This is a genomic window from Burkholderia sp. Ax-1724 (assembly GCF_011752995.1).
Taxonomy (GTDB): domain Bacteria; phylum Pseudomonadota; class Gammaproteobacteria; order Burkholderiales; family Burkholderiaceae; genus Paraburkholderia.
The window spans coordinates 55,799-82,603 of record NZ_VWWL01000002.1 but is presented as its reverse complement, the minus strand read 5'-3'; the positions used below and the strand labels follow the sequence as shown (position 1 = coordinate 82,603).

At 63.7% G+C, this 26,805-nt stretch carries 26 protein-coding genes; 11 read left to right on the top strand and 15 right to left on the bottom strand.

The genetic code is table 11. The annotated features are described in order from the left end of the window. Window positions 1-461 precede the first annotated feature (461 nt). The 11 genes from F3J19_RS02450 to F3J19_RS02400 all read right to left on the bottom strand — a co-directional run bounded on the left by F3J19_RS02450 (window position 462) and on the right by F3J19_RS02400 (window position 11,923). Window positions 462-1,466: a LysR family transcriptional regulator gene (locus tag F3J19_RS02450; protein ID WP_167037139.1), complete on the bottom strand. Its 1,005-nt coding sequence runs from the start codon at window positions 1,464-1,466 to the stop codon at window positions 462-464. A gap of 102 nt (window positions 1,467-1,568) precedes the next feature. Further along, window positions 1,569-2,579: an ABC transporter substrate-binding protein gene (locus F3J19_RS02445; RefSeq protein ID WP_167037136.1), complete on the bottom strand. Its 1,011-nt coding sequence runs from the start codon at window positions 2,577-2,579 to the stop codon at window positions 1,569-1,571. Window positions 2,580-2,611: 32 nt separating this feature from the next. Next, a complete protein-coding gene (locus F3J19_RS02440; protein WP_167037133.1) occupies window positions 2,612-3,409 on the bottom strand; it encodes an ABC transporter permease subunit in 798 nt (265 codons plus the stop codon). Then, the gene (locus tag F3J19_RS02435) at window positions 3,406-4,155 is read right to left on the bottom strand and encodes an ABC transporter permease (RefSeq protein WP_205192499.1); all 750 of its coding nucleotides are present in this window, start codon (window positions 4,153-4,155) and stop codon (window positions 3,406-3,408) included. Before F3J19_RS02435 ends, F3J19_RS02440 begins: the two co-directional genes overlap by 4 nt. Further along, entirely contained in the window at window positions 4,152-4,943 is a 792-nt protein-coding gene (locus F3J19_RS02430) for an ABC transporter ATP-binding protein (RefSeq protein WP_345889813.1), read from the bottom strand. Before F3J19_RS02430 ends, F3J19_RS02435 begins: the two co-directional genes overlap by 4 nt. Before the next feature lie 137 nt (window positions 4,944-5,080). Continuing rightward, a complete protein-coding gene (gene leuD / locus F3J19_RS02425; protein ID WP_167037130.1) occupies window positions 5,081-5,704 on the bottom strand; it encodes a 3-isopropylmalate dehydratase small subunit in 624 nt (207 codons plus the stop codon). Next, window positions 5,701-7,152, bottom strand: a complete 1,452-nt coding sequence (gene leuC / locus F3J19_RS02420; RefSeq protein WP_167037127.1) for a 3-isopropylmalate dehydratase large subunit — start codon at window positions 7,150-7,152, stop codon at window positions 5,701-5,703. The genes leuD and leuC overlap by 4 nt, the downstream gene beginning before the upstream one ends. Next, window positions 7,149-7,922, bottom strand: a complete 774-nt coding sequence (locus tag F3J19_RS02415) for an aldolase/citrate lyase family protein (protein ID WP_167037124.1) — start codon at window positions 7,920-7,922, stop codon at window positions 7,149-7,151. Before F3J19_RS02415 ends, leuC begins: the two co-directional genes overlap by 4 nt. A 109-nt stretch (window positions 7,923-8,031) precedes the next feature. Next, on the bottom strand, window positions 8,032-9,150 hold the full coding sequence (locus tag F3J19_RS02410) for an iron-containing alcohol dehydrogenase (RefSeq protein WP_167037122.1): 1,119 nt from the start codon (window positions 9,148-9,150) through the stop codon (window positions 8,032-8,034). Between the two features lie 466 nt (window positions 9,151-9,616). Next, window positions 9,617-10,492 carry a glyoxalase/bleomycin resistance/dioxygenase family protein gene (locus F3J19_RS02405; RefSeq protein ID WP_167037119.1) on the bottom strand — a complete coding sequence of 292 codons (876 nt, stop codon included), beginning with the start codon at window positions 10,490-10,492 and terminating at the stop codon, window positions 9,617-9,619. Window positions 10,493-10,585: 93 nt separating this feature from the next. Next, a complete protein-coding gene (locus F3J19_RS02400; RefSeq protein ID WP_167037117.1) occupies window positions 10,586-11,923 on the bottom strand; it encodes an MFS transporter in 1,338 nt (445 codons plus the stop codon). A gap of 686 nt (window positions 11,924-12,609) precedes the next feature. Here F3J19_RS02400 and F3J19_RS02395 point away from each other — a divergent pair. From F3J19_RS02395 to F3J19_RS02360, 8 genes are all read left to right on the top strand, one after another. After that, window positions 12,610-13,314 (top strand): SDR family oxidoreductase, encoded by a 705-nt coding sequence (locus F3J19_RS02395; RefSeq protein ID WP_240158666.1) that lies wholly within the window; start codon window positions 12,610-12,612, stop codon window positions 13,312-13,314. Window positions 13,315-13,341: 27 nt separating this feature from the next. Continuing rightward, the gene (locus F3J19_RS02390; protein WP_167037111.1) at window positions 13,342-13,944 is read left to right on the top strand and encodes an EthD family reductase; all 603 of its coding nucleotides are present in this window, start codon (window positions 13,342-13,344) and stop codon (window positions 13,942-13,944) included. A 320-nt stretch (window positions 13,945-14,264) separates the two neighbouring features. Next, window positions 14,265-15,539, top strand: coding sequence for a toxic anion resistance protein (locus F3J19_RS02385; protein ID WP_167037105.1), 1,275 nt, complete (start codon window positions 14,265-14,267; stop codon window positions 15,537-15,539). Between the two features lie 36 nt (window positions 15,540-15,575). Next, window positions 15,576-16,103: a hypothetical protein gene (locus tag F3J19_RS02380; protein WP_167037102.1), complete on the top strand. Its 528-nt coding sequence runs from the start codon at window positions 15,576-15,578 to the stop codon at window positions 16,101-16,103. Between the two features lie 35 nt (window positions 16,104-16,138). After that, on the top strand, window positions 16,139-17,035 hold the full coding sequence (locus tag F3J19_RS02375; RefSeq protein ID WP_167037099.1) for a heavy metal-binding domain-containing protein: 897 nt from the start codon (window positions 16,139-16,141) through the stop codon (window positions 17,033-17,035). A 58-nt stretch (window positions 17,036-17,093) separates the two neighbouring features. After that, the gene (locus tag F3J19_RS02370; protein ID WP_167037096.1) at window positions 17,094-17,933 is read left to right on the top strand and encodes a heavy metal-binding domain-containing protein; all 840 of its coding nucleotides are present in this window, start codon (window positions 17,094-17,096) and stop codon (window positions 17,931-17,933) included. Between the two features lie 158 nt (window positions 17,934-18,091). Further along, entirely contained in the window at window positions 18,092-18,310 is a 219-nt protein-coding gene (locus tag F3J19_RS02365) for a ribbon-helix-helix protein, CopG family (RefSeq protein WP_167037093.1), read from the top strand. Continuing rightward, complete coding sequence (locus tag F3J19_RS02360; protein ID WP_167037090.1) at window positions 18,304-18,669, top strand: type II toxin-antitoxin system VapC family toxin; 366 nt, start codon at window positions 18,304-18,306, stop codon at window positions 18,667-18,669. The genes F3J19_RS02365 and F3J19_RS02360 overlap by 7 nt, the downstream gene beginning before the upstream one ends. 176 nt (window positions 18,670-18,845) lie before the next feature. On the opposite strand, the gene F3J19_RS02355 is transcribed toward F3J19_RS02360, so the two are convergent. Both F3J19_RS02355 and F3J19_RS02350 read right to left on the bottom strand, forming a co-directional pair. Next, window positions 18,846-20,519 (bottom strand): nicotinate phosphoribosyltransferase, encoded by a 1,674-nt coding sequence (locus tag F3J19_RS02355; protein WP_167037087.1) that lies wholly within the window; start codon window positions 20,517-20,519, stop codon window positions 18,846-18,848. A gap of 34 nt (window positions 20,520-20,553) precedes the next feature. Then, window positions 20,554-21,426, bottom strand: coding sequence for a ribose-phosphate pyrophosphokinase-like domain-containing protein (locus F3J19_RS02350; protein ID WP_167037084.1), 873 nt, complete (start codon window positions 21,424-21,426; stop codon window positions 20,554-20,556). 128 nt (window positions 21,427-21,554) lie between these two features. Here F3J19_RS02350 and F3J19_RS02345 point away from each other — a divergent pair, with 128 nt between their 5' ends. Then, window positions 21,555-22,253: an NUDIX domain-containing protein gene (locus tag F3J19_RS02345; protein ID WP_167037081.1), complete on the top strand. Its 699-nt coding sequence runs from the start codon at window positions 21,555-21,557 to the stop codon at window positions 22,251-22,253. Between the two features lie 156 nt (window positions 22,254-22,409). Here F3J19_RS02345 and F3J19_RS02340 read toward each other — a convergent pair whose 3' ends face one another. Both F3J19_RS02340 and F3J19_RS02335 read right to left on the bottom strand, forming a co-directional pair. Continuing rightward, on the bottom strand, window positions 22,410-23,339 hold the full coding sequence (locus tag F3J19_RS02340) for a phosphatidate cytidylyltransferase (protein WP_167037079.1): 930 nt from the start codon (window positions 23,337-23,339) through the stop codon (window positions 22,410-22,412). A gap of 32 nt (window positions 23,340-23,371) precedes the next feature. Further along, window positions 23,372-24,001, bottom strand: coding sequence for a lysophospholipid acyltransferase family protein (locus F3J19_RS02335; protein ID WP_167037076.1), 630 nt, complete (start codon window positions 23,999-24,001; stop codon window positions 23,372-23,374). Between the two features lie 352 nt (window positions 24,002-24,353). On the opposite strand from F3J19_RS02335, the gene F3J19_RS02330 reads away from it, so the two are divergent. Together F3J19_RS02330 and F3J19_RS02325 are read left to right on the top strand one after the other, a co-directional pair. Then, window positions 24,354-24,971, top strand: a complete 618-nt coding sequence (locus tag F3J19_RS02330; protein WP_167037073.1) for a CDP-alcohol phosphatidyltransferase family protein — start codon at window positions 24,354-24,356, stop codon at window positions 24,969-24,971. Window positions 24,972-25,029: 58 nt separating this feature from the next. Next, window positions 25,030-26,799 (top strand): bifunctional alpha/beta hydrolase/class I SAM-dependent methyltransferase, encoded by a 1,770-nt coding sequence (locus F3J19_RS02325; protein WP_167037070.1) that lies wholly within the window; start codon window positions 25,030-25,032, stop codon window positions 26,797-26,799. The last annotated feature ends 6 nt before the right edge of the window (window positions 26,800-26,805 follow it).

The window sequence follows — 26,805 nt, the reverse complement described above, 5'->3', positions numbered from 1 at the left end:
GGTGTCGGGCAAACCGTGCAGGGCGACGCTGCGTCAGGCATGCGCGCCGATCGCGGTGTGCAACGGACGAGGCATCGCGATGCTCCTGCCTGTCCTGATCGCTTCCAGCGAGATTGCCTGATTGATTCGGTCAGTTCGGGTTGCGTTGCGGCCCCTGTCTGGTCGAATATTGACCGTTTAAGTCATCTTATTTGATCGAAATGCTCAAATCAACCGAGGGAAAACCCTTTGAATGATTGAATCGATCAATTTGAGGGGATTTTGACGGGCGTTTGCACGTTTGCTGTGGAGAGACAAACAGCGTGCGGTCCAGTTACCGGAGCGGGGCAGGTTGCCGGGCAGCGCGGTCGCGGCTCAATCGCGGAAGTTCGCGCGACGCTGGCCGGCCGATGGAATGGCAATGGCGGCGGGCGCGCGATCCAATGCCTCGCCGGGGCCGTACACCACGGCGCGCGACTCGCTCATTTGCCGTCGTAGACCTCGATATCCTCGAGCGCGTCAGGCTGATTTTGCCGCAGGCTCGGCAGGAAGATGTCGTTGATCAGACTGAGCGCAGTCTGCTGTATCCGCTTGGCAATGCTTGCGCCTTCGTCTTCGCGCGCGACGACCACGATCGTACGGCGGATCGGAACGCCCGGAAAGCGCACGGAGGTTATGCGGTCGCCGCGCTCGATCAGACGGAAGAACGCGAGCGGCGGCAGCAGGCTCCAGCCGAGCCCCGAGACGACCATCTGCGCCGCTCCTTCGACCGTATCCAGGTGATAGCGGGTCGAGGTCTCGATACCGGCTGCGGCCAGCCAGCGATCGATGCTGGACAGCATATGGGGATCGCGGCCGAAGCGGATCATGCTCATGCCGGCGATGCGTTCGAGAACCGGTATGTCCGCCTTCTCAGGTTCGTCGGGCAGGATGATGCGGTAGGACTCGGAGAAGACCGGCAACGCGATCAACCCTTGCGGAGGCGGCGCATCGTCGGCCGTAATCACGAAATCGCAGCGGCGATCGAGGAGCGCGATGATTCGCGAAGCTTCGTAGCCGGTGTCCACGAACCACTGCACCGCCGTTTCCTGCAGGCTCTTGAGCATGAACGGGCCGAGGGTCGTGGCGAAGCTGTTGAGCATGCCGACGCGCAGGATAGGCAGTTGCGCCGCGTTGTCGAGGCGCAAACTGCTTTGCAGCCGCCGGATGCTTTCCACGACCGCGGAAGCCTGCTTGAGGAAGGCGGCCCCTCGCAGTGTCAGGACCGGCGGCCGGATCGAGCGATCGAACAGATCGATGCCGCTTGCTTCCTCGAGCTTGACGATGGCTTGCGAAACGGCCGGCTGCGAAAGGCCGAATTTCTCGGCCGCCGCACTCATGCTGCCCGTTTCGGCAACCGAAACGAAGATCGCAAGCCGATGCAAATTGATCTTGTCGCCAAACAATCCGTCCGTCGATGAAGAACGCGGCACTTTCGGGGTGTTCAATGTCGAGGCTCTCCACTTCCAGTTGGACCCGCGCGCCGGGGTCGCCCGCCGCGCCGGGATTTTCTCATGTTTTCAACTGCTCAGGATGCGTCGAGCCGTGGCCTACTTCAGCTTGCGCTGCAGGTCGGCGGGCAGAAAACTCTGGTCGACGTAGTCGCGCCAGTCGACTTTCTCCTTCAGGTCGCCGGTCTTCTGCGAGAGGTCGACAAGCGCGTCGAGACCCTTCGGGTTGATGTCGCCCTGGCCGAAGAAGACCGAGCCGTCGGCAGACGGACGGTCGACCAGTTCGGCGAGCATCGCTCTCACGACGTTGGGGTCCATCTTGTAGACCTTGGCGATGATGGCTACCGATTCATCGCGATTGGTCTTGATGAAATTCACCGCCCGCCGGCGCGCCGCGATGATGCCCCTGAGCATGTCCGGATGCTCCTTGATCGTCTTGACGGAGGTCACGCCGACCGAGGTGTTGACCGCCGAAAAAAGATCGCGCGACCAGAAGAGCGGCTTGAACGTGTTTTTGTTCATCGTGTACGTCGGCTCCGACACGAGCGCGAGGTCGATGCCGCCGTTTTGCAGCGCGGTCAGCGCCGCGCCGTATGCGCCCGTCGAAATCAGCTTGACATCCGAGGGCTTCAGACCGGCTTTCTCGACCAGCAGGAAGTCCAGCGACTGGCTCGTGCTCAGCGGGGTCGTGAAGGAGATGCGCTTGCCCTTCAGATCGGCCAGGGTCTTGATCGGGGAATTGGGCTTGACCAGCCAGACGAACTGCGCCGAGGTCTGGGTGTTGTCGCTGATGATCCGGAGATCGGAGCCGTTCTTGATCGCCTTCAGCGTCGGAATCAGCGCGCTGTCGGCGTAGGGCAGATCGCCGGCGATCAGGTTACGCACCTCGGTGCTGCCGCCGGGCGAGCCGATCACGGCTGAAACGTCGACGCCGGCGTCCTTGAAATAACCCTTCGCCAGCGCGATCGCCCACGGCATGCCGATGACGGAGCTGCCGTAATTCGTGGCGGCGATCTCGACGCTCGACGCCGGTGTGCTCATCACGCCGCACGTCAGTGCCGCGGCGACCACGACGGACCACAGTCCGCGTCTCCTTGTATTTGCTTTCATTGTCACTTCTCCATTCTGCTGTTTGGGTTAGCTCAGATCCGGTGATGCAAACGCTCGTCCAGCTTCATCAACACGCCGCTGAGAACCGCGGCGAACACGATCAGGATCAGCGTGATCGCGGAAATGTCGGTCACGACATTGTTCGCCACGGCGTTCATCAGGCGAAAACCGACGCCCTTGCTGGAGCCGAACATCTCGCAAAGGATCACGCCGATCAGGGCGCCCGAAATGCCGATGCGCAAACCCGTGAAGATTTCCGGGATGGCTGCCGGCAAGGCGATGGAAAACAGGGTCTGCGTCGTCGACAGGCCCATCGTGCGGGCGCTTTTCAGATAGACGGGCTTGATGTTGCGCACGGCGCTCATCGTGAAAAGAATGATCGGGATGATGCCGTGCAGGACCCCGAAGGCGACTTCCGAGCTGATGCCGATGCCGAAGAACAGCGTAATCATCGGGAAGAACATCAGCTTCGGAATCGAATAGAGGCCGGCGATCATCGGCTCCACCACATCGCCGGTCAGCCGCCGCAGACCGAGGATCGCGCCGAGCAGTATTCCGAGCACCGCCTCGATGACGACCGAGAAGCCGAAGGCGGAGAACGTCGTACGGATGTCGCCCCAGAAATCCGCCGAGCCGAGCATGGCGATGGCGGTGCGCGTCGCCTGCCACGGCGAGGCAAGCGCGACCGATCCGCCGATCTGGAAGAAAACCTGCCAGAGCACGACGAACGCCACGGCGATCATCAGCAGGTCGAAGGAACGTTGATGCTGTTTCCACATCGAGGGCCTGGCCGTGCCGTCGATCGTATTGAAGTTGCCGATGATGTTCATGCGAGCCCTCTGCGTTGGCGCAAGCGACGTTCCCAGCCAAGAAGGATCGTATTGACGATCGACACGATGATCAGCACCAGCAGAACGATCGCGTACATCTTGTTGTTGTCGAAGTCGTGGAACGCGTAAAAGATCTGGTAGCCGAGGCCGCCAGTCGACAGGATGAATTCGGCGCCGAGCACGCCGACGAACGCCTGCGCGATCGCCAGCTTGACGCCGTTGAATATGTGCGGGGCGGCCGAGGGAAGAATGACCTCGCGCACCGTGCTCCATTTGCTCAGGCGAAACACCCTGGCCGTCTTGCGCATCACCTTGGGAACGCGGTCGAGCCCGTTGAGCGTGCTGGCGATCATGGTAACGACGGCAAGCAGGAAGCCCAGCAGCACTTTCGGCGTATCCGTCAGGCCGAAGAGGGCGATGAACAACGGATAGAACACGAACATCGGGATCGAATAGTAGATCGACAGAACCGGGTCGATCGCGCGCCGCAGGCGGGGCAGGGCATGCAGGATCACCGCCCCGAGAATGCCGAAGATCACCGCGCCGACGATGGCGATGAGAACGGCGCCCAAGGTCGCGACGATCTCCGCGGTCAGGCTGCCGTCGCGCAGCAGGTGAAACAGCGCCACCGCCATCTTGCTCGGTGGAATGAGCGTATAGCTGTCGATCAGGCCCGTACGGCAGACGATCTCGAGCGCGATGACGCACAGCACGACGACAAGTAGTCTGATGCGTCCGAGTGTCATGATTTCGCCTTCGCATACTGGCTGGCGCGGATCGATTCCTCGCGCAGCAACGACCAGAGATGTGCCGTCAAGGTGCCGAACTTGTCCGACGAGGCGATCCGGCTGTCGCGCTCGCGGCTCCAGCCCGTTTCGATGATTTCGATAAACCGGCCGGGCCGCGCCGACATCACGCCGACGCGGTCGGACAGCATGGCCGCCTCGTCGAGCGCATGGGTGATGAGGACGACGGTCGCCCCGGTCGCCCGCCACAGGTTGAGGACCTCGTCGCCCATCAGCAATCGCGTCTGCTGGTCGAGGGCGGCGAAGGGTTCGTCGAGGAGAATGAGGCGCGGCTCCATCACCAGCGTGCGCGCGATGCAGACGCGCTGGCGCATGCCGCCGGACAGCTGCGCCGGATAGGAATCGCGGAATGCGGTGAGACCGGTCAGCGCCAGCGCCCGCTCGGCGCGTTCCGCTGCGATCTTCGGATCGACGCCGTTGCGCTTCAGGCCGAAGGTGATGTTCTTCCAGACCGTCAGCCAGGGGAAGCTCGCGTCTTCCTGGAAGACCACGCCCACGCCGTCGGGAATGCTGCCCTGGACCCGCTTGCCGTCCATCAGCACTTCGCCGCCCGTCGGTGTCGCGAGGCCAGCCAGCACTTCCAGAAACGTGGACTTGCCGCAGCCGGACGGGCCGACGATCGAGAAGAATTCGCCCTGGCGCAGATCGAGCGTGATCGGACCCATCGCGTGGACGGCAGGGGCACCGCCGCGCGACGGAAAAACCTGGCTGACGTCGTTCAGCCGCACGATGGCGGGATGCGTCGACGCGGAAGCGGAATTGTCAAGATTGGTAAGCAAAGGAATCTCCTCCTTCTCTTCGTCCCGGAGACGACCGTGTTACGTCGTCGCGGGACTGATATTGAATATGAGCGATACGCCCGGTGTCACCCGGATGTCGGCAGCCATGGCATATCGGCCTGGCGTGCCTCCTCGAAGGCTCTGATGGCCTCGATATGGCCGAGGGTGACGTCGATATCGTCGACGCCGTCGATCAGCCGCTGCTTGCGCAGGGCGTTGATCTCGAAATCGAACGTCGATCCGTCCGGCGCGATGACCGATTGCGCGGGCAGGTCGATGGTGATCGTCGCGCCCGGCGTCGCGCGCAGTTGCCGCCACAGGGCATGGATCGCCGGGTAGGGCAGCACGATCGGCAGCACGCCGTTCTGCAGACAGTTTGCGTAGAAGATATCGCCGAAGCTCGGTCCGATGAGCGCGCGCAGGCCGAAATCGAGCACCGCGTAAGCGGCGCCCTCGCGCGACGAGCCGCAGCCGAAATCGGCGTCCGTGACGAGAATCTCGCAGTGCTGATAGGCGGGCTGGTTGAGCGAAAAGTCGGCCCGCGGCTGCTCTTTTTCGTCGAAGCGAAGATCGTGCAGGAAGGCTTCACTGTAGTCGTGACCGGGGCGGCGATGCCGGCGCATGTAGCGTCCCGGCAGGATCATGCCGGTGTCGATCTTGGCGATCTCCACGGGCGCCGCGATTGCGGTCAATGTCACGAACGGCTTCATGACGCTATCTCCTTGACGGCCATGCTGCGGACATCGGCCAGGTGCCCGGCGACGGCGGCGGCGGCAACCATCGCGGGGCTCATGATATGGGTTCGGGAATCGCGGCCCTGGCGGCCTTCGAAATTGCGGTTGGTGGTCGAGGCCGAGCGTTCGCCGGGCGCGACCAGTTCGCCGTTGGAGCCGTTGCACATGGAGCAGCCGGAATCGCGCCACTCCAGGCCGGCGGCCTTGAAAATGAGGTCGAGCCCCTCGGCTTCGGCCTGGCGCTTGACCGACGACGAGCCGGGCGAAACCATGCCGGGAACGACGCAGCGGCGGCCCTTCAGAACCGCGGCGGCGCTGCGCAGGTCCTCGATGCGGCTGTTGGTGCAGGAGCCGATGAAAACGCGATCGATGCGGATCTGCTGTAGCGGCGTCAGCGGCGCGAGACCGAGATATTCGAGCGCGCGCTCGACATGGCGGCGGCGGTCGGCATCGGCGATGGCCGCCGGATCGGGCACGGTCCCGTCGATCGGTGCACAGTCTTCCGGGCTCGTTCCCCAGCTGACCATCGGTGCGAGCGTCGAGACGTCGATGTGCAGTTCGCGGGCGAAGACGGCGCCTTCGTCGCTGTGCAGCGTGCGCCAGTGCGCCAGCGCCTTGTCCCAGGCGTCACCCTGCGGGCTCTTGGGGCGGCCTGCGAGATAGGCGAAGGTGGTGTCGTCGGGCGCGATCAGTCCGATCTTGGCGCCAGCCTCGACCGACATGTTGCAGATCGTCATGCGGCCTTCCATCGACATCGCGCGGATCGTCGAGCCGGCATATTCGATGGCATGGCCGACCGCGCCGCCCACACCGATGCGCGCAATGATGCTGAGAATGATGTCCTTCGGCGTCACGCCGTCCGGCAGTTCGCCGTCGATCACGATGCGCATCGGCTTCGGGCGGCTCATCCACACCGTCTGGGTGGCGATGACGTGCCGCAACTGGTTCGACGCGCCGATCGGCGATGCCAGCAGGCCGAAGGCGCCGTTGGTCGCCGTGTGGGAATCGTTGCAGGTAATCATCATGCCGGGCTGGGCGATGCCGAGTTCCGGCGCGATCACGTGGATGATGCCCTGCATGCGGTGATGCATGTCGATATGCGGCAAGGCGAAGTCTCGGGCGTTTTCCGCCTGCATTTCGACGACGCGGCGGATTTCCGGATTGGCGATGCCGGCCGTTCCGGCCGCCCGGTTGATGGTCGGCAGATAGTGGTCGGTGACGGCCATCTGCTGCGTCGGCCGGCGTGCCTTGCGTCCTTCCAGCCGGAGCTGGTCGAACGCGAGGAACGCGCCGCCCTCGTTGATCATGTTGAAATCGACGTAGAGCAGGTCCTCGCCGTGCGGCGAGACGACCACCACATGACTGTTCCAGAGCTTCTCGAACAGGGTCAGGGGCGCGGCCGGATGCGAGGGGGCGCCTTTCATGCCGACGCCTCTTCGACCATCGCCCGCGCCTGGCTGGCGAGCATCTGGATATCGCCCGCGACCGAGACGAACTGGCAGCCGGCCGCCAGCCATTTCCGGCCGGTGGCGCCGTCGCCCGCGGACATGCCAGCGAACGCACCGGCGGCGCGAATCTTCGGAATTGCGCCGGTGATAGCCGCGATGACATCGGCATGGCCGGATGCGCGCGCATGGCCGAGATCGGCGGCGAGATCGGCCGGGCCGATCAGCACGCCGTGCACGCCGTCCACGGCTGCGATCTCTTCGATACGGCCCAAGGCCGCCCGCGTCTCGATCATGACGATCAGGCAGACGCGCGCATCGATTTCATCGAAATAATCGCTGCCGCCCGCGTAGTGGTTGCCGCGATGGACCTTGGCGACGCTACGCACGCCATGCGGCGGATAGCGCGTTGCCGCGACGGCCATTTGCGCTTCCTCGACGGTCTCCACCATCGGCACGACGATGTTTTCGATGCCGAAATCGAGCAGCTGCTGGATCAGCAGCGAATCCAGCTTGGGAAGCCGCACGAGGACATGCGCTGGCGTGCCCGCAAGGGCCTGTGCCTGCTGCAGCACCGACATCAGATCGTTGGGGGAATGCTCCATGTCGATATAGACGTAGTCGCAACCGCTGAAGCCGAGCGCCTCGGCGGCGATCGGGCTGCACAGCTGCGAGCGCAGGCCGATCTGCTGGCGGCCGGCGCGCATTTCGCCAATAAAGGATGGTTTCTTTTCTGTCGTTCTCGTCACGGCTTCGTCGCCTCCAACGGATATTTTACTTATATTTAGTATAAGTATTAAAAAATGGCCGATATGCCCCCGCGTTTTGCCGCAGTGGCGCAATGCTCAGCAAGCCTGGTCAGTAAGCCGCCTCGTAGATGGCGAGGATGTCGTCACGCGAGATGTCGCGTGGATTGTTGTCGAGCAGACGCCGGATGGCGTGTGCTTCTTCCGCCATGGCGGGCAGATCGTCGCGCGGCACGGCGAAGCCCGAAAGCTTCATCTCGCAGCCGAGTTCCACGCAGAATTCATAGGCGGCCTCGAAGACCGAGGCGCGTTCCGGCGCGTTTAGCGCGGCAAGGACCGCGGCCGTTTTTTCGGGCGCCGCGTCGGCATTGAAGGCCAGCGTGTGCGGGAAGATCAGCGCGTTCGCCGCGCCGTGAGCGACGTGATAACGCGTCCCCAGCGGATAGGCGACAGCGTGCCCGGCAGTCGTATTGACCGGACCGAGACAGTAGCCGCCGTAAAGCGACGCCAGCGACAGGCCGCAACGTGCCTCCATGTCGGCGCCGTCTGCCACCGCCCGCTTGAGATAGCGCCCGACGAGCCGCACGCCTTCGAGCGCATACATGTCGATGGTGACGTGCGCGCGCCGGCTCGTGAATGCCTCGACGCAATGCGCCATGGCGTCGACGCCGGTCACTGCCGTCACTTGCGGGGGAAGGGTCAGGGTCAAGGCGGGATCGATGACCGCGAGGTCGGCCAGCATGTGGTTGCTTTGCACGGCCAGCTTGTTCTGCGTGAGCGGGTCCGTCACCAGCGAACGCGTTCCCGTCTCGCTACCGGTCCCGGCGGTGGTCGGCACCTGAACGAGCGCGGCGCGCTTGCCCGGAACCCGCTCGACACCCACTACGTCGGCGATGCCTTGACCGCTGCCCGGCAAAACCGCGGCGAGCTTGGCGAGGTCCATGGCGCTGCCGCCGCCGAAGCCGACCACCAGGTCCGGCCGCACCTCTTCCGCGACGGCCAGCAGCGCTTCCAGATTGACGACATCGGGCTCGGGGCGGACATCCGCAAAAACCGTGACCGCGCCGCTCAGACCGAGCACGTCGACGCGCTGGGCATTGAAGGCGTCGGCGACGACGAGGATGCGCTTGAAACGGCTACCGTTCCATGTCCCGACCTTCGAGACGGAGCCCGGCCCGAACTCGATGACCGGCGGACGAACCAGGGTGATGGATGACGACGATATCGGCATGGACGCTCATTCCCTCATGTAGATAGGGATAGGCAGACCCGCACTTCGTCGCGCCAGCGGCGCGCTTCTCATCCCTTGAAAACGATTATACTAAATATAAGTTTTCGCGCAAGAAGACTTTTTGACGGGTGTCGGGGATCCGTGAAATTTCGTCGGGGCGAATTTAAGCTGATGTTTTGTAAGAGGAATTCGTGATTTCGGCGAGTGGCGGCGGTCTGCGCCTGAAGCGCCGGCGAATCGGCGCCAAGCTGGGTGAGGGAGGAGTCGAGAGGGTGGGGAGGATGGCGACACGCCGGCGCCGATGAGGGCGTTCTTGCGGCGCCGTGGGTTTGCACGACAGCCACGGCATGTCGTGCAGGATGAGCCTGTTTGAGCCGAGCCGGTGGTATTGGATGAACTTGCGTCGATCGTGCCGGATACGGTCACGGTTGCGAAGAGCAGTTGGTCACTGCGGCAGCGGCGCTTACTAAAACACGCCGTTGCGCCGGTCGCCGCCTTTTCGATAATTCCGGTTGCCTTGATCCGGATTGCGGTTCACAAGCGGTCTTGCATAAAGCGGATGATGCAGGCTACGCACTTCATGTTCGAGCTTGAAGCAGTCCGCACCGCTCTCGGGATCGATCAGCGTCGCGAAGCGATACTGATGCGGTTCCTCGCCATAGACCAGCCCGCGTTCGGCAAGTCGTGCGTACGGCCCGGAGAAGTTGCTCACATAGACCTGGATATGATGACCGTCGTATTCGGGGTTGGCCTCGAGCGTTTCGGCATAGATGAGTTGCTGATGCGTGCCGATCGCGATGACCGCCTGCTGCAACCCGCCGCCATCGAGAAGCTCGACAGGGGTGTTGAACATCTCGCGATAAAAAGCTGCAATCGGGCGCGCGCAACCCGCCGGTACATCGAGTTGCACATAGGCCATGCCGAGATCGATGGCCGGCCCGGCGGCGTTCTGCCGATACGTCTCCGGGTCGAGGCAGTCATAGCGGTTTCCCCACGGACAATTCACCTCTACGCGGTCGTCCCGCTCGGTCCATCCGAACGCCGTGCCGTCGAGCAGGGGTTGCACGGCTCTCAGGCGTTCGACGAGCGATTGGCGTTCGCCCACGATCAGTCCGACATGCCCGCGCAGACGCTGCGCGTCGCCGTGCGGCAGATGAATCTGCGAGCGGCCGACGTTGATCCACATATTGGTGACGCCGGTCATCAGATAGGGATCGCGCGTCAGTCCAAGTCCGCTGACATAGAACGCGGTCGCGGCGCGCTGGTCCGGTATCGTGAGGTTGAGATGCTCCAGCAGCACGAGATTGCCGGTGTCCTCACGCGCGTAATCAAAGCGATTCATTGCATGGCCCTCGGAAGATGGGAACGATAAGTAACAAGCGGAATACGAATGCATTCAATCAGGATGCGTCTCGACGTTCGACGCATCCATGACTCATGCTGCCTTTCTTGCTACGTTATGGTCGTCCGGCAATTCGATCCGCTTGATATCGCCGAGAATGAAGATGTACGACGCCGCGCCCAGTATCGCCACCGCGCCGATAAACATCAGCCCCCAGTAGAACGAACCGGTCAGTGAGACGATCGCGCCAATCACGATCGGCGTAACGATGCCGGCGATGTTCGCAGTGAAATTGAAAATGCCGCCGGTAAGTCCCATCAGGCGCTTCGGTGCGATATCGGGAATGATCGACCAGCCGAGCCCGCCCATGCCCTGACCGAAAAACGCGAGCGACAGCACCGCGATCACGGCGGTATCGCTCTGCACATAGAGCGCGACCACGATGCACGCCGACAGCAGCAGGCCGGTGATGATCGGCAGCTTGCGCGAGAGGTTCACGTTGCCGGTACGGCGCAGCAGCAGATCGGACACCCAGCCGCCGAACAGCACGCCGGCCGAAGCGCCGAGGAACGGCAGGATCGCGAAGAAGCCGATCTTGAGCCACGCCATATGACGCTCGGTGACCAGATAGGTCGGAAACCACGTGAGAAAGAACACCACGGTCGAGTTGCCGGCGAACTGGCCGATCGCGGCACCCCAGATTTCACGGCGACGCAGCAGGCGGCCGACGTCGTGCCACGAAAACGGCCGCTGTGCGTCGGTAGCCGTCGACAGGCCGCCGCCCGCGCCGATGTACTCGCGCTCCGCGTCGTTCATCGTGCGCGACTCGTGCGGCTCGTGATAGCGCAGCCACCACACGACCGAGAACGCGAGGCCGACCGCGCCGACGATCACGAACATCGCGCGCCAGCCGAATGACTCGATGATCCAGAACAGCAGCGGGCTGAACACGGCAAGGCCGATGTACTGCCCCACCTGATAAATACTGGTTGCCCGTGCGCGTTCGCGCTGCGGAAACCAGTGGCCCACCACGCGGCTATTCGCGGAGAAGCAGGGCGATTCCGCCACGCCGAGTCCGAGGCGATAGATCATCAGCGAAATCAGTCCTCCTGAGAGTCCGTTCAGGATGATGAAGGCCGACCAGCCCGAGACCGCGAGGAAATAGGTCTTTTTCGCGCCGATCCGGTCGAGCAGCAGGCCGGCCGGAATCTGCGAGAGCGTGTAGGTCCACGAGAAAGCGGAGAACACGATGCCCATCACGCCGGCCGACAGGCCAAGTTCCTTCGTGAGGCTCGGTGCGGCGATGCCGAGCACCGTGCGATCGAGGTAGTTGATGACGGTGCCGATCGCGAGCAGCGCGAGAATCGCGAAGCGGGCTCGCGATCGTCGTGCCGGATTCGCGGCGGTGGAAAGTGTTGTCTCTGTCTTCATGCCTTGTTTGTCTCCAGTAATGAAAGCGCAGACGTCCTGGATGCGCTTGTCACGATCACAACGCGATATGGCGGTGTCGCCCAGCCGGTTTACCCACACTTGAGGATCGCTGCGTCGTCACTGCCCGGGTACGCGAGCGATGCGTTGCAAGGCCGGTTGATCCGGCGGCGAGACGCTCATATCGTCCGGCGTGCTGCCAGAGCGGTTGCCACATGGCGCTGCGTCAGCGAGCCGGCGTGCCGCAAGCGCCTCCATTCCGGATCGGCGCGCCTGCGACAAAACCCCTTGTTCACTCGTCAAGCCTCGGGGTAGATTATGTGGAAGTAACTTCCAAATTGGAAGTTACTTTCGTAAAAAAACGACCAGGGTTTTCCCAGTAGCGAGCTTGTCTGGCCGATCTGTCCGCGTTCAGAAATTTGTAAAGTTATCAACGGACTACCGCCTCATCCGTCACGGCGGGCGAAAACCTGAATCTCTGCCGGTTGAGTGGCTGGCCAGCCGGCCCGGCGAGATCATGATAGGGAAAACCCTTTCCTGTAGTTTTTGAATATTCTTCCAATCTGGAAGTAACTTCCGTATAGTCTGTCCGACACCGAATCGTCGAGCGAGAGGATGGGTCGTGGCTTCGACACTCGCGGAGTAAGGGCATCACTTCAAAACACATAGGATCGCCAATCATGTTCGATATGTCTGAGCAGCGCGTTTTGGTCATCGGCGGCTCGTCGGGTATTGGCTTCGCCACGGCGAAGCTGGCCAGATCGCTCGGCGCGCGGGTTACCATCGCGTCGCGTTCGCCGGAAAAGCTTGCCGCGGCCGCGCAAAAAATCGGCGAGGGCACTCAAGGCCGCGAGCTCGATCTCACCGCCGACGAGGCAGTCGCCGCGTTCTTCGACAACGAGGAAGCCTGGCACCACGTTATCGTCACCGGGTCGGAAGTATCGATGGCCGCCGTTCGCGAGTTGCCGATGGAGTCCGCCTATGCCGCGATGAACTCGAAGTTCTGGGGCTTCTATCGTGTCGCGCGTCATGCGCGGATTCACGCGGGCGGGTCGCTCGGCGTGATTGCCGGCTTTCTTGCCACTCGCCCGGCGGCGGGACGAGCACTCATGGGGGCGATAAATGGAGCGCTGGAAAGCCTGGTTCAGGGTCTGGCGCTGGAACTCAAGCCCGTGAGAGTGAACGCTGTGTCGCCGGCCGTCGTGGCAACGGAAATGTGGAGTGCAATGACGGAAAGCGCTCGCGCCGCCATGTTCGAGAAGGTTGCCGCGTCGTATCCGGCAGGGTGCCACGCGCAACCGGACGATATTGCACGCCAGCTTTTGCTGCTTGCCTGCACGCCTTATGCGACGGGCACCATCGTGACGCTCGATGGCGGCGCCTCGATTGCCTGACCGGAAGCCGTCGTCATGTTCAAACGCATGTCGGTGCTGGTCCGGCGCACTGGCGATAACCGGGAACGCTTCTCGCGAAACTGGGAACGTCACGCGGCGCCCGTGGCTCGATTGCCGAAAGTGCGCGGCTATATCCAGAATCACGTAGAGGAAGACTTCACGGTCCCGGGCGGTTCGGCGATCGAGGTGGACGGTTTCGTGGAGCTGCTGTGGGACCGTCCGGAAGATATGGCGGCAGCCTTTGCCAGTGCCGCCGCGCGACCGATGGTGGAAGACGAGCCGAACTTTCTCGGCCACGGTTCGGGGTATGCGATCAGGAAGGCTTCGCCGTTACGCGAGAGCGCGGGCGGCAAGCTGATCGTTGCGGCCATCGGCGGTGCGGCGGCGCTGGATGCGATCGAAGCACGATGCCAGGTGCTGCAACAACGGGCCGTGCTGATCCGCGACGATGTGGCCGATCTGATCGCCAAGCCCGGCATGGAACCGCCCCAGCCGGTTAGCGCATTTTTCCATCTCCAGTTCGACAATGCGGAGAGTGCGCGGAAGGCCGGGCATAGGCTTGCCTCATGCGCGGCTTCGGTTGACGCGCGTTTGAGCGTTTGCCGCGTGCGAACGCTACGCTTCGTCTGACCGGGCGAACGGGCTGTGCCAGAAGCGATTTCCTATCGGCGGTCGATCTGTCGCGGGGCAGATTTCCGCTATGTCAGCGAGTCGGCAACTTACAAGCAGAAAGCAGGCGTTATTCCCCAACCGATGAGGGTTGCGCGTTCCTGAGTACATCGAGTGGCTTTAGTCTGGCGAATCGGTGTATTGTTCGGCACAGACGAAGCAGGGCAGGCAATGCCGGCAGCAGTGGCGCGGCGCAGAGCGAACAGTCGCCCTGCGCCGACCGACCATGCCGGGTATTGCGAATCCCGACCCCACGCCTCAGTGCAAAAGGAACTTTCGCCATGAGCGATCCTCAGCAGCCGACCACCCAGCCGCTCGATCTGAGCGCGTTCGCCTCACTCGCGACACCGGATGAGGCCGGGAATCCGGCATCCGGTTCGGATTCATCCCGTCTCCCTGTCGACACTGCGGAGTCGACCGAAATCGCGGCGCCCATGCTGGCTTTCGAGCGTCTCGTCGAACTGAGCACCCTGCCGGCCGAACTGCAAACCCGCGCGCACCAGCTTGCCGATTCGATCCGTTTCGAGGACACGGCCTCGACGCTGACTTTCATCGAGCATACGCTGCAGCCGATTGCCCAGGTCTCCCGGCAACTGCTCGCCGATACCACGGTCGGCAATGCGGGCGAAGTCGGCCAGATCGCCGCGGCCGTGATCGACGGCATCAAGATCCTGCGTATCGACGAACTCCAGGCCGAAGCGCACAAGATCGCGCCGAAAGCGACCGGCTTGCTCGGCCGGGTGATGGGCCTCGGCAAGCTCGCGCACGATGCGGTCCAGTCCTTCGCGGAGAACCGCAAGAAATTCCTGACGCTGATGGACGCCGAGGAAGCGCGGGCACGCAAGGCGAAAGCCGACCTGATGACCACCGTGCAACTGCTCGACGATCAGAGTCAGACTGTGCGCCAGGGCGTGGGCAATCTGACGATCGCCATTGCCGCCGCGCAGATCGCACTGGATCGCGGCGTGCAGGAAGCCGAGGAACTGCGCCAGATCGCGCTGCGCTCGAACACGTCGGGCGACGCAGCGATCGCGATGGATCGTCGCAATACGCTCGCGAATTTCCGGGCCCAGACGGCCGACATGCGTGAAGCCATGGTGTCGGCCGCGACCCTGATTCCGCTGATCGCCTCGAATCGCAAGGCGGCAGTGACACGCGTCTCGCAACTGAACAGCGGTATCCTGCTGACCCTGCCGCGTCTGATGGCGGTCGCTTCGCAAGCGGCTGTCGAGGCGGACGTGCAGCGCGGTGGGCAGGAAAAGGAAAAGCTGGACGAAGCGAATCGCCGGATCACGGAGATCGCCGGTCGTGCCGCGCACGACGCCGCCATTTCCGCGGCCCGCAGCTTGCAGGGCGACAATCGCAACCTCGAGGCGCTGTCCGCGCTCGCCGAGCAAACGATTTCGACCATGCAGGAAGTGCTCAAGATCGAACAGGATGCCGCCGATGAAGACCGCAAGCGCGAGCAGGAACTCGTGCGCGTGCGCGATCGCCTCGTATCCGGCATGCGCGGCGTGCAGCAAGCCGCACTCGCGAGGCCGGTCCGCGGCGCCTGATCGCCTCGGCCCCCACTCTCTACAGGAACATCGCGAATGACCGCGCAGCCCCCGGATTCCCAGGACGGCGCCGGGATCGACCCGGCCACGCAACCGCTCGACCTCGGCGCGATCACGCGCAGCCTGGCCGACACGGCGCCAGGCGCTGGCACGGCGATCTCCGCGGCACCTGCCGCCGCCGTTGCGCCGGACCTGACTTCGTTCGATCTCGACGCGGCCTGGCTGCGCCGGGCCGAAGCCGACGGCGCGGGCTTCCTGTCCCGGTTCGCGCGCATCGTCAGCGAGGCTTTGCCGCAGCACGCGACGCTCGACATCGTGCGTCGCGGACTCTTCCGCAAAACCGAGGAAGTCGTCGGACTCGCCGTAGCGTTCGAGGACGAAACCTACCGCATGCGCCTTTCCGGCAATCAGCAGATCGTGACCGAAGTCGAAAAGCGCGTGCGCGGCATCACGCTTTCGACCCGACAGGTGCAGGCGCACACGTGGATCTCCGGCCTGCTCGCCAAGGTACACGAGCGCACGGAAAAGGCGCGAGGCATTGCCGACCTGCTGCGCTCGCTCTGACGCATCGGCTACCCCATTTTCTACCGAGGCTATTCATGGGAATCTGGTCTTCGTTGTTCGGCGGTGGTAGCAGCAATTCCCCAACGCAGGCACCTCCCGACGATCGGCCCTTCTTCGACGCGCAAGGTGTGCCGAACCTGCTGCACGAGCGTCTCGAACAGGCCCGGGCGGGCACGCTGCCGTGGATCTCCACGCTGACGGCGCCCGAACTCGCACTGGCCCGCTCGCATGGCGTCCGGATGATCGCGCCGATCGCGGCCACCTGCTGGATGCATTACGGCTATTCGTGGACCGAGGGGCACAAGCAGGGCTGGAATACCGCCCAGCATCGGCTTCAGGCCGAGGCCGCCGCGCTCGGCGCGAACGCCGTCATCGACGTGAAGATGGTCTCGCTCGATCTTGCGATCGAGAGCAGCATGGACTACTCGCTCGTCGGCACGGCGGTGCGGATCGCGGGCCTGCCGGCGAGTCCCGCGCCGATCCTCTCGACCGTGCCCGCGCTCGAGTTCGTGCAACTGCTCGAAGCGGGCATCGTGCCCGTTGGCCTTGCCGTCGGCGCACGCTTTGCATGGAGCAACGACAACCTCGACTGGCGATCCGACCAGTCCTGGCGCAACGCCGTGATGAGCCAAACCACGTCTTTCTGGGAACGCATCCGCCGCGATGCCCACCGCGACCTGCGCGAAGACACGGCGCGGCAGGGGCGCGGCGTGCTCGCGCAACTGAATTTCAGCCAGATCTTCCGGCGCGAGTACGAGAACCCGACCCGCTACAACTACCTCGGGCGTCACATCGTCATGGGAACGGTCGTGGACGGCGAGCCGGCCGGCACGATCCCTCACCCGGTCGAATGGGTGCTCGACCTGAGCGACCGCCCGGATCTGATCCGCACGACGTCGGTGCATCACAACTCGTTCAACGACGGCATCTGATTGTCCCGGATCGCCCCGGATCGCCTTTACACCGTCTTCCTTACCAAGGAGCCAGCGCATGTCGAATACCACGGTCGCCGACTACAGCCACCAACTTCCCTCGAGCGTGAGGGAGCGCCTGCAGGGCCTTCGCACTGCCGCACATCCGTCCGGCGTCTTCACGTCCGATCTTTCGGTCAACGAATTTCTTCTCGTGCGCAAGGCGGGTTTCGAGCCTATCGGCCTGTGTGTCGGTAGCTGCATCTACCACGTCGGCATCCAGTATTCGTCGTGGAATCAGAACCAGGAAATGACGGTCCTGTCGCAGGCGATGTACCACGCCCGCGAGCTCGCGATGTCGCGCATGCGCGAGGAAGCGCGCGAGATGGACGCGGACGGTATTGTCGGCGTGCGGCTCGAAATCAAGCATGTCGAATGGGACGAAAATCTTCTCGAATTCATCGCGATCGGCACGGGCGTGGTTCATAACCACGACACGAAGGGCTTCAAGGCGCACGACGGCGGGCCGTTCACGTCCGATCTGTCCGGCCAGGACTTCTATACGCTGCTCGGCGCAGGCTATCGCCCGGTCGAGATGGTCATGGGCTCGTGCGTGTATCACGTCGCGCACCGGGGCGTATTGCAGGCGTTCCGCCAGGCCGGGCGCAACGTCGAACTCGAACAGTTCACCCAGGCGCTTTACAGCGCGCGCGAACTCGCCATCGAGCGTATGCAGAAGGAAGCGCAGGACGCGAAGGCCGAAGGCGTTGTCGGCACGATCGTGCAGGAGAAGTCGTATCGTTGGGAAAGCCATGTGATCGAGTTCTTCGCGATCGGCACGGCCGTCGTGCCGCTCAACGAGGAAATCGCGCCCAAGGACATTCCGGCGCCGACACTGGTGCTGTCGGTCAACGATTAGGGCAATTTTGCCGGCAGGGCGTGGCTGTGTTTTACGCGGCCGCGTACGTCGGCGTGTTCGGCATTGCTGTGCCGGTGAGAGGTTCGGTAGCCGCGAAAGCCGCTTGCTGCGAAGGCTCAATTGATATATGATATGTATATCAATAATCGGGGGGGGTAATGAGCCGAATCCTGATTGACTTGCCCGATGCGCAGGTCGAAGAGTTAGCGGTGCTTGTGGCCGCTGAGCAACGTCCTCGCGCCGCCGTCATTCGCGACGCGATTGAGGCCTATATCACGCAGCACAAGCGCGCTGTCGGGGCTGACGTTTTTGGTCTGTGGAAAAGCAGGAAAGTCGATGGTCTGGAATACCAGCAGGAACTGCGCTCAGAATGGTAAGGGCACTTTTCGACACAAACGTTCTGATCGACTACCTCAACGGCGTAGGTGTGGCGAAGAAAGAACTCGCGCGCTATGAGTATCGTGCGATTAGCACGATCACCTGGATGGAAGTCCTGGTTGGTGCAACACCGGACGATGAAGCGGCTATTCGTGCATGGCTTGGCTCGTTCGATGTCATTGCGCTCGACGCAGCCATCGCAAATCGGGCGGTCGAGATTCGTAAACAGAGGCGGATTCGACTGCCCGATGCAATTGTATGGGCCTCGGCCCAGGTGAATGTAATGCTGCTGGTTTCTCGCAATACCAAGGATTTTCCTGCTGACGAACCTGGCGTACGTGTCCCATACAAGATTTAAAGGAAAACGGGATTTGCCTCTGCATCTCCGGACACGCGCTGAAATGAACTCGTCAATGCTGCGAGCCGGGTGTTCGAGGGTGTTGGACACCTATCCGTCATGACGCCGTCTGCGCAGTTTTTGCCCGCGCATCTATTGGCGCCCGCCGTGAGAGCGGGCGCCAGATGGTCACACGGTTACGCTGCCGCGTCTGCCGCTTCCGCGCATGTCCATGACGCCTTGAGACGCGCGCGGATGTCGGCGAGCGTGGTCGTCACCAGCAGTTGCCCGTTCCGGAAGACCGGTGTCAGCGCGCCGGTGGCGAACTGCTCGGGCGTCTGCTGTTCGTACAGCACGTAGTCGTAGCCTTCCTTCTCGACGCGCAACAGGCCGCGAGCCGACTTCTTCGTGCCGTCGTCGGTGGCCGGGTCCTTGTAGATGTCGACCTGTTCGTCGCCGACTTCGGCGTAGATCGCTTTCATGGCCCAGCCGAACGTGTCTCGCGACAGCATATTGTAGGTGTAGGAGCCGATGCCGAATACCACGTTGCTCGACGCGAAGCCCTTCTCGGCCAGGCGGGTCAGAATGTCCCAGGCGCGCGTCAGCGAGATCGAGTCGCCGTAGATCAGGCCGACCTTGTCGTTGAGCATCCGGTAGCCGCTGTGCGTCGACGTGCCGCCGTAGATGTCCCACAGGCATTCGACCGATCCCTTGCGCTCGGCTTCCGTGATGTGCAGACCGTTGGCCGCCACGATGTAACGGTCGCCGGCTTTGCGGAATGCGCCGTCGGCATCGCGCGCGAGTTCGTTGTCGCGATAGCCTGCCAGGATCCGCACCGGATCGCCGGAGTCCGGGCGAAACACCACGCGGCTCTGGCCGAGCGCATTCGGTTGGCGGGCGAGAATCGCTTCCTTCAGCTCCTTCGCGATAACCGTCATGACGTTCCAGTAGTCGAACGAATCGCTCACCAGCGAGACCATGCCGGCCGGATAGTCCTGTGTGACGAATTCGCGGATGACCTCGCGTTCGGCCAACGGGCGCAGCGCTTTTTCGTCGAGTCCGGCATGTGCCGGATCGCGTTGCAGGCGCTTGAGCGTGGCCAGAATCCGCAGCGTCATGACGCTGTGCTCGGAAGCCGGGATCGAACCGCCCACCAGCTCCTTGTCCGCGTCGGCGCCGTAGTAGTCTTCGGCATAGTCGATGGCCGGGATCGTGTCGGTGCCCGTGAACGACAGCAGGTGGCCGACGCCGCAGCGCATGGCGTCGTGCACGCCGCTCATGCCGCGCATCGAGAAGTCGTGGCCCTGCCAGTCCACGAAGTCTTCCGGCGCTCCGGTCAGCTTCGCGAAGTGGCTCAGCAGCTTGCGGAATTCGAAGGCGATGGTCGCGACTGTCGACGGTTTCCAGATCTCGGCACTGAACAGCGTCTCGAAGTAAGTCGAGACCCACGGAAACGCCGGATGCGTGTTGACGAAGATCACCGGCGGCACCTTGATGTTCACGCGCACGCCCTCGGGCAGCGCGCGCAGTTCGAGCGGCAGATAGCCGAGATCGTGCAGCGCGCCGAGGCGCTCGACCGGCACCGCATCCTGGCCGAGCGCGGTGTCCATGCGGCGCTTGTACCGGCGAATGGCCGCGTCCTTCGGCGCCTCGAAGAACTCGCGCTGGAACACGCCGAGAAAGAACTCCTTGATGAAGCCCTGGAGACCGAACCACACCACCTTGTTGTCGTAGAACTGTTCGAGCACGGGGGCGTACTTCGCCGAGCGCGGCGTGAAGTTCGCGACGAGCTTCGTCGTGGCTGCCGGGTACATCGACGGATGGCCCGTCTTGTAGAAGTCGGCGAGATTGAAGGGAATCAGTCCGTTCATGATCGTTCTCCGGTCGGGGTGATGGCGTGCGGGTTCAGGCCAGGACGGCGCGGGCGTCGTCCGTCCAGTTATTGCGAGTGAAGACGGCGGCGTAGTGCTCCAGCAGCGCGTCGAGGCCCTTGCTGAAGATGCCGTGCGTCACGTACAGGTACAGCGGGTTGCGCGCGGCACTGCGGGCCTGCTTTGCATCGAGCGCCTGCGCAAGTTCGGTGAAGGTGCGGCCGCCGTCGCAGATGTCGTCGATCACCAGCAGCGCGCATTCGGGCAGGTCGCCCTGAATCGCGGTTCCGGTGATGGCGCCCGTGCGGGTGTCGCGGACCTTGTCGGCGAACACGACGGGCAGGTCGAGTTGCGGGTCGAGCTGCGAATTGAGTTGTGAAGCCAGCTTCAGCACGCGCTTGCGGGCACCCGCGTCTGGCGCGACCAGCGCGAGGCTCGAACGACTCCTGAGAACCTGTTCGACGACACGGCGCAGGGCCGGCAACGGATCGTCGATCACGACACGGTCCAGCAGCGCGGCCGTCACGTCGCTGTGCGGGTCCTGGATGACGACCCGGCGATAGTGCTGGGCGTTGATCAGGTCGCAGAACACCTTGGCGCTGAGCGATTCACCGGGATTCGCCACGCGATCCTGGCGCGCGTACGGCACGTAGGGCAGGTGCAGATCGAGCGGCGTGTCCGGATAGGCCCGGCGCAGCGCGTCGGTGGTCATCAGCAGCGTCATGACGGCGGCGGCATCCGGAAGATGCGCGTTGAGTTCGAGCTGCCCGGCCGGCACGCCGGTCTGGACCGTGACATGCATTTCTCCGCCCGGGAATTTCAGAACTTTCAGGCCGACCGGATTACGCGCCTTCAGCGACGACTCGGCGTCGTGCTGCATCGTGGTCACCGCGGTGATGTTCAACATCGCTGCCTCTTACATAGTTGGAAAGTGCGACTAACTTGCTGCGAAGTATAGACATAGACCGACATAGTCGCTTTCTGCAACTATGTTTGCTAAACTTTTTTCAGGTTGGACAGGGCAAGGGGTAGGGCATGAAAAAGGGCTACGAAAAACCGGACGTGAGCGTCGATGTGGTGCTGCTGACGTTGTCGGAAGAGGGATTGCTGGTGGCGCTGCACGAGCGCCGCCAGCAACCGTGCCGCGGGGCGTTGGCGCTGCCGGGCGGCTATATCCACACGAACGAGGACGGTTCGCTCGAAGACGCGGTGTATCGCATGCTGCGCGAGAAAACGCAGCTTGAACCGCGCTACATCGAGCAGCTTCAGACGTTCGCCGGCCCGGGACGGGACCCGCGCGGGTGGTCGGTCGCGATCAGCTACGTCGCGCTCGTGCCGCTGGAGAGTCTGACGGGGGCTGAATCGGGCGTGTTCGGGCTCTATCCGGTGGACCGGCTTCCCGCGCTGGCCTTCGACCATGCGGAGCAGATCCGCGCCGCCGTGCTGCGCGTGCGCAACAAGTCGAGCTATTCGACGCTGCCATGCTGGCTGTTGCCGGAGAAATTCACGCTGACCCAGCTGCAGCATACCTACGAAGCGGTGTTCGGCGAGACGGTAACGCGGGCGACATTCCGTTCGCGACTCGGGATCAAGGTCGGCGACGTGCAGCCCGGCGAAGCGGTCGACGACGCGGGCGTGCTGATCGCGACCGACGATTACCAGCTCGGCAACCAGCGGCCGGCGCGGCTGTTTCGGGTCGACCAACTGGGTCTGTTCAAACGCGCGGGGTGGTAGGCCGCGTCCGCTGCGCGCAGTGCAACTGCCGCGTCGAGGCGGGAGCGGAACCGTTCCCGCCTCGGCGATTATTTCCAGCGCTGCCATTCGGCCGGGTAACGCGAGGTCATCGGGCGGACGTTCTGGGAAGCCGGGTAAAGTGCCTTGCCCAGCCTGTCACGCGTAGGCATAGCGTACGAGATGAAAGAACACCGGCGCGGCGAAGCAGATCGAATCGACGCGATCGAGCATACCGCCGTGGCCGGCGATCATCGAGCCCCAGTCCTTCGTGCCGAGCGAGCGCTTGACGGCCGACAGCACGAGCCCGCCGACGAAGCCCGAGATCACGATCGCGAGCGAGATGCCGAACGCCGCGCCGAAGCTGAACGGCGTCACGCGATACAGCACCGCGCCGCACAGCGTGGCGAGCAGGCCGCCGCCGATGAAGCCTTCGACCGTCTTCGAGGGCGACAGCTGTGGTGCGATCTTGCGCCGTCCGAACAGCTTGCCGACCACGTATTGCAGCACGTCGCTGATCTGCACGACGAGCAGGAAGTAGAACAGCAGCAGCGCGTTCTCTCCCGCGTAATGCGGAATGTCGAGGATCAGCACGGCGGGCGCGTGGCTCAGGCCGTACACGCAAACCATTAGCGCCCAGTTGATCTTCGCGTTGCGGCTCAGGAATTCGCTCGTGTCCTGCGTGAGCGCCGAGACGAGCGACATCGCGAAGAACAGATGCACCGGCACGAAAATCGAATACATCCCATACCAGTTGATCGCGAGCAGCAGATACTGCACCGGGATCGCGACGAAGAACGCGATGCACAGCGTCGTGTGGTCGCTCGCGGTCGTCGGCGTGAGCGTGATGAATTCGCGCAGCGTCAGGTATGACAGCAGCGCGAACACGAAGTAGGTGACGTTGTTGCCGAGGCCGATCGCGACCACCATCACCGCGATCATCGCCCACCATGCGCGGATGCGCTGATTGAGGTTGACGATAGTGTCGCTCGTGCCGCCGGCGCGCGCGCCGAGTATCGCGCCGATCAAGGTCGCGATGGCGAGCAGCCCTGTCACGCCCGCGACCAGTTCCCAGAAAAGTGTTCGCATGCTCAAAGTCCGGATGAAGAGGAGAAGGGCGCTCAGCCGGCCGGCCGATGCGGCGCGAGCGCGACGATCGCGTCGCGCATGCGGGCGAGGAAGGATGCCTTGTCTTCCTCAGCGGCTAGCGCCTCGCGGGCGCCAAAATGCACCTTGCAGATCAGCGGTACAGGCCAGATCGCGCCTTTCGGCATGATGCGCTGCAGGTTCTCGAGATAGACGGGCGCAAGTGCCACATGCGGGAATTGCCTCGCGAGATGGAACAGTCCGCTCCTGAACGGCTGCGGCAGTGCGTCGGCACTGCGGGTGCCCTCGGGGAAGATGATGATCGAGTGCCCCTGTGCGAGCGCGTCGCGTACAGGATCGAGCGGGTCGCCGCCCGATTCGCGGTGACGGTCGATCAGCACGACGTTCAGCAGCTTCTGCGCGATGTGGCGCTTGAGCGTACCGCTGTCCCAGTAGTCGCGCGCGGCGACCGGCCGCACGACGGCGCGCACCTCGTGCGGCAGCGCGGCGAGGATCGCAAGCGTATCGATGTGGCTCGTATGGTTCGAGAAATAGATCGTCTGGGTTGGCGACGGCGGTGCCTGATACCAGACCGGATAGGCACCTGCGACGAGTCGCACGAGGGTCAGCAGGAAATCGCGCTGCCACACGTTCAGGATGTTCATAGGCGGCGCATCCCCTGTTCATGTGCGTGGCCGGAGCCGCGGTCTCCACGCGGCCGGCGGCATCCCGGCATGCCGATGCGGCGCAATAGGGGAAATGGCGGGGGTTTAATTTTCTTCAAATGAGTGGCGGCCTGTCGCGGCTCTGCGAAAATGATTCGAATCGACTCGCGCATAGGGCGGATTGGCGAATGCACGGGTCGATGGCATGATAAGGGCTCATTGCATCAGCGCATGAATGCTTGTTTGCAGTTCGAATGAATCACGCGGTCGGGCCAGCGGATTATCGGGTGTTTCCGCGAAAAGCGCCAGATTCCGATTATGTCGTGCCAATTAAAGCCGCGAATTAAAACCAATGAGCCTTTACGCACTCAAGCCCAAATTCCAGAACTGTCTGCGTCCGTTCGCGGACTCGCTCGCCGAACGGGGCGTCACCGCCAATCAGGTCACGCTGTTCGCGGCCGGCGGCTCGATTGTAGTCGGGGCGATTGCCGGGCTCGGCGTCTTCGCCCGCGCGCTGTTCCTGCTGATTCCGCTATGGCTGTTCGCGCGCATGGCGCTCAATGCGATTGACGGGATGCTCGCTCGCGAGCACGGGCAGAAGAGCACGCTCGGTGCGTACCTTAACGAACTCGGCGATATCGTGTCCGACGTCGCGCTCGTGCTGCCTTTTCTCGCGATCCCGGCATTCGCGCCCGCGGACGTCTGGTTATTCGCGCTGACGGCGGTCATCGTCGAAAGCGCGGGGCTCGCCGGTCCGCTCGTTGGCGCGAGCCGCCGCTATGACGGTCCGTTCGGCAAGAGCGACCGCGCGCTCGCGCTCGGCGCGTTCGCACTGTGGTTCGGTGTCGGTTTGCCGATCGGTGTCGTCGGTGCGTGGCTGTGGCGTCTGCTGATCGTGCTGTCGATCGCAACGGCGGTGCGGCGCGTACGGGCGGGGGTTGTCGAAGTGGGCGGCCGACTGAGTGGCTGACGTCGCGGACACCGGAACGGGGGCACGACATGATTCGAATAACGAAACGAGAGAGCGGATGAGCGCACGTACTGCCCGCGAGGCCAACTTCACCACTCATGACGGCACGACGCTGTTCTATCGTCACTGGCCCGCAACGGGCCCGCGCTGTCGCGGCGCAATCGTCCTGCTGCACCGCGGCCACGAACATTCGGCGCGCGTCGCGCATCTCGTCGACGAACTCGATCTGGCGGATTTCGCCTTTTTTGCCTGGGATGCACGCGGTCACGGCCGCTCGCCCGGCGCGCGCGGCTACAGCCCGAGCGCGGCCGCGTCGGTGCGCGACCTGCAAGCGTTTGTCGAGCATATCCGCGACACGTACGGCATTGCCGTCGAGGACATGGCCGTGATCGGCCAGAGCGTCGGCGCCGTGCTCGCGGCCACATGGGTGCACGACTATGCACCGCCGATCCGCTGCCTCGCTGTCGCGTCGCCGGCGTTTCGCATCAAGCTTTACGTGCCGTTCGCACGGCCGGGTCTGCGGCTGATGTACAGGCTGCGCGGACTGTTCTACGTGAACAGCTACGTGAAGCCGAAATTCCTCACGCACGATCCTGAGCGGATCGCGAGCTATACGGCCGATCCGCTGATTACGCGGCCGATCGCGGTCAACATGCTGCTCGATCTGCACGACACCGCGAAGCGGATCGTCGCCGATGCAGCGGCGATCACCGTGCCGACGCAACTGCTGATTTCCGGCGCCGACTGGGTCGTGCATCGCGATCCGCAGGACCGTTTCTTCGAGCGGCTCGGCTCGGCGTGCAAAGAACGCATCGTGCTGCCGGGCTTCTATCACGACACGCTCGGCGAGCGCGATCGCGCGCAGGCGCTCTCGCCGCTACGCGCGTTCATGTTGCGCGAGTTCGATGCGCCGGGCCCGCGCGTGTCGCTCGCCGACGCCGACCGGCGCGGCGCATTCCACGACGAATACGTGGCGCTCGGCCAGCCGCCCGCGAATCCGCTCTCCCGCGCGTACTGGGCCATCACGCGCATGGGGCTGAAGGTCGGCGGCGCGTTGTCGGACGGCATCGCGCTCGGTCTGCGGCTCGGTTTCGATTCGGGCTCGACGCTCGACTACGTGTATCGCAACCGCGCGCAAGGGCGGCTCGGCGTCGGCGCGCTGATCGACCGCACGTACCTCGATTCGCCGGGCTGGGCCGGTATCCGGCAGCGCAAGGTGCATCTGCAGGAACTGATCGGCGCGGCGATCGGCCGCCTACGCGGCAATGGCACGCCGGTACGGATCGTCGACATCGCGGCCGGACACGGGCGTTATGTGCTCGATGCGATCGCCATGGCCGCCGAACGTGACGGCGCGCTGCCCGACGGCATTCTGCTGCGCGACTACAGTCCGCCGAATGTCGAGGCCGGCCGCGCGCTGATCGCGCAGCGCGGCCTCGCTCCGATCGCGCGTTTCGAACCGGGCGACGCATTCGACGAGGCATCGCTCGCGGCGCTCGAGCCGCGCCCGACGCTAGCGATCGTGTCGGGCCTCTACGAGCTGTTCGGCGCGAACGAGATGATCGAGCGCTCGCTGCGCGGGCTGGCGCGGGCCGTGCCGCCAGGCGGCTATCTCGTCTATACGGGGCAGCCGTGGCATCCGCAGCTCGAATTCATCGCGCGCGTATTGAACAATCACCGTGGCGAGGCGACGTGGGTCATGCGCCGCCGCTCGCAGGCCGAGATGGACGAACTGGTCGCGCGTGCGGGCTTCCGCAAGCTCGACCAGCGAATCGACGCGATGGGCATTTTCACGGTGAGCCTCGCGCAGCGGGTCGATGCGCCATGAGTGCAT

Coding starts and splice junctions, on each gene's coding strand:
- F3J19_RS02445 (WP_167037136.1), bottom strand. CDS start 2,579: ATGAAAGCAAATACAAGGAGACGCGGACTGTGGTCCGTCGTGGTCGCC.
- F3J19_RS02440 (WP_167037133.1), bottom strand. CDS start 3,409: ATGAACATCATCGGCAACTTCAATACGATCGACGGCACGGCCAGGCCC.
- F3J19_RS02435 (WP_205192499.1), bottom strand. CDS start 4,155: ATGACACTCGGACGCATCAGACTACTTGTCGTCGTGCTGTGCGTCATC.
- leuD (WP_167037130.1), bottom strand. CDS start 5,704: ATGAAGCCGTTCGTGACATTGACCGCAATCGCGGCGCCCGTGGAGATC.
- leuC (WP_167037127.1), bottom strand. CDS start 7,152: ATGAAAGGCGCCCCCTCGCATCCGGCCGCGCCCCTGACCCTGTTCGAG.
- F3J19_RS02410 (WP_167037122.1), bottom strand. CDS start 9,150: ATGCCGATATCGTCGTCATCCATCACCCTGGTTCGTCCGCCGGTCATC.
- F3J19_RS02405 (WP_167037119.1), bottom strand. CDS start 10,492: ATGAATCGCTTTGATTACGCGCGTGAGGACACCGGCAATCTCGTGCTG.
- F3J19_RS02400 (WP_167037117.1), bottom strand. CDS start 11,923: ATGAAGACAGAGACAACACTTTCCACCGCCGCGAATCCGGCACGACGA.
- F3J19_RS02395 (WP_240158666.1), top strand. CDS start 12,610: ATGTCTGAGCAGCGCGTTTTGGTCATCGGCGGCTCGTCGGGTATTGGC.
- F3J19_RS02390 (WP_167037111.1), top strand. CDS start 13,342: ATGTCGGTGCTGGTCCGGCGCACTGGCGATAACCGGGAACGCTTCTCG.
- F3J19_RS02385 (WP_167037105.1), top strand. CDS start 14,265: ATGAGCGATCCTCAGCAGCCGACCACCCAGCCGCTCGATCTGAGCGCG.
- F3J19_RS02380 (WP_167037102.1), top strand. CDS start 15,576: ATGACCGCGCAGCCCCCGGATTCCCAGGACGGCGCCGGGATCGACCCG.
- F3J19_RS02375 (WP_167037099.1), top strand. CDS start 16,139: ATGGGAATCTGGTCTTCGTTGTTCGGCGGTGGTAGCAGCAATTCCCCA.
- F3J19_RS02370 (WP_167037096.1), top strand. CDS start 17,094: ATGTCGAATACCACGGTCGCCGACTACAGCCACCAACTTCCCTCGAGC.
- F3J19_RS02365 (WP_167037093.1), top strand. CDS start 18,092: ATGAGCCGAATCCTGATTGACTTGCCCGATGCGCAGGTCGAAGAGTTA.
- F3J19_RS02360 (WP_167037090.1), top strand. CDS start 18,304: ATGGTAAGGGCACTTTTCGACACAAACGTTCTGATCGACTACCTCAAC.
- F3J19_RS02355 (WP_167037087.1), bottom strand. CDS start 20,519: ATGAACGGACTGATTCCCTTCAATCTCGCCGACTTCTACAAGACGGGC.
- F3J19_RS02350 (WP_167037084.1), bottom strand. CDS start 21,426: ATGTTGAACATCACCGCGGTGACCACGATGCAGCACGACGCCGAGTCG.
- F3J19_RS02345 (WP_167037081.1), top strand. CDS start 21,555: ATGAAAAAGGGCTACGAAAAACCGGACGTGAGCGTCGATGTGGTGCTG.
- F3J19_RS02340 (WP_167037079.1), bottom strand. CDS start 23,339: ATGCGAACACTTTTCTGGGAACTGGTCGCGGGCGTGACAGGGCTGCTC.
- F3J19_RS02335 (WP_167037076.1), bottom strand. CDS start 24,001: ATGAACATCCTGAACGTGTGGCAGCGCGATTTCCTGCTGACCCTCGTG.
- F3J19_RS02330 (WP_167037073.1), top strand. CDS start 24,354: ATGAGCCTTTACGCACTCAAGCCCAAATTCCAGAACTGTCTGCGTCCG.
- F3J19_RS02325 (WP_167037070.1), top strand. CDS start 25,030: ATGAGCGCACGTACTGCCCGCGAGGCCAACTTCACCACTCATGACGGC.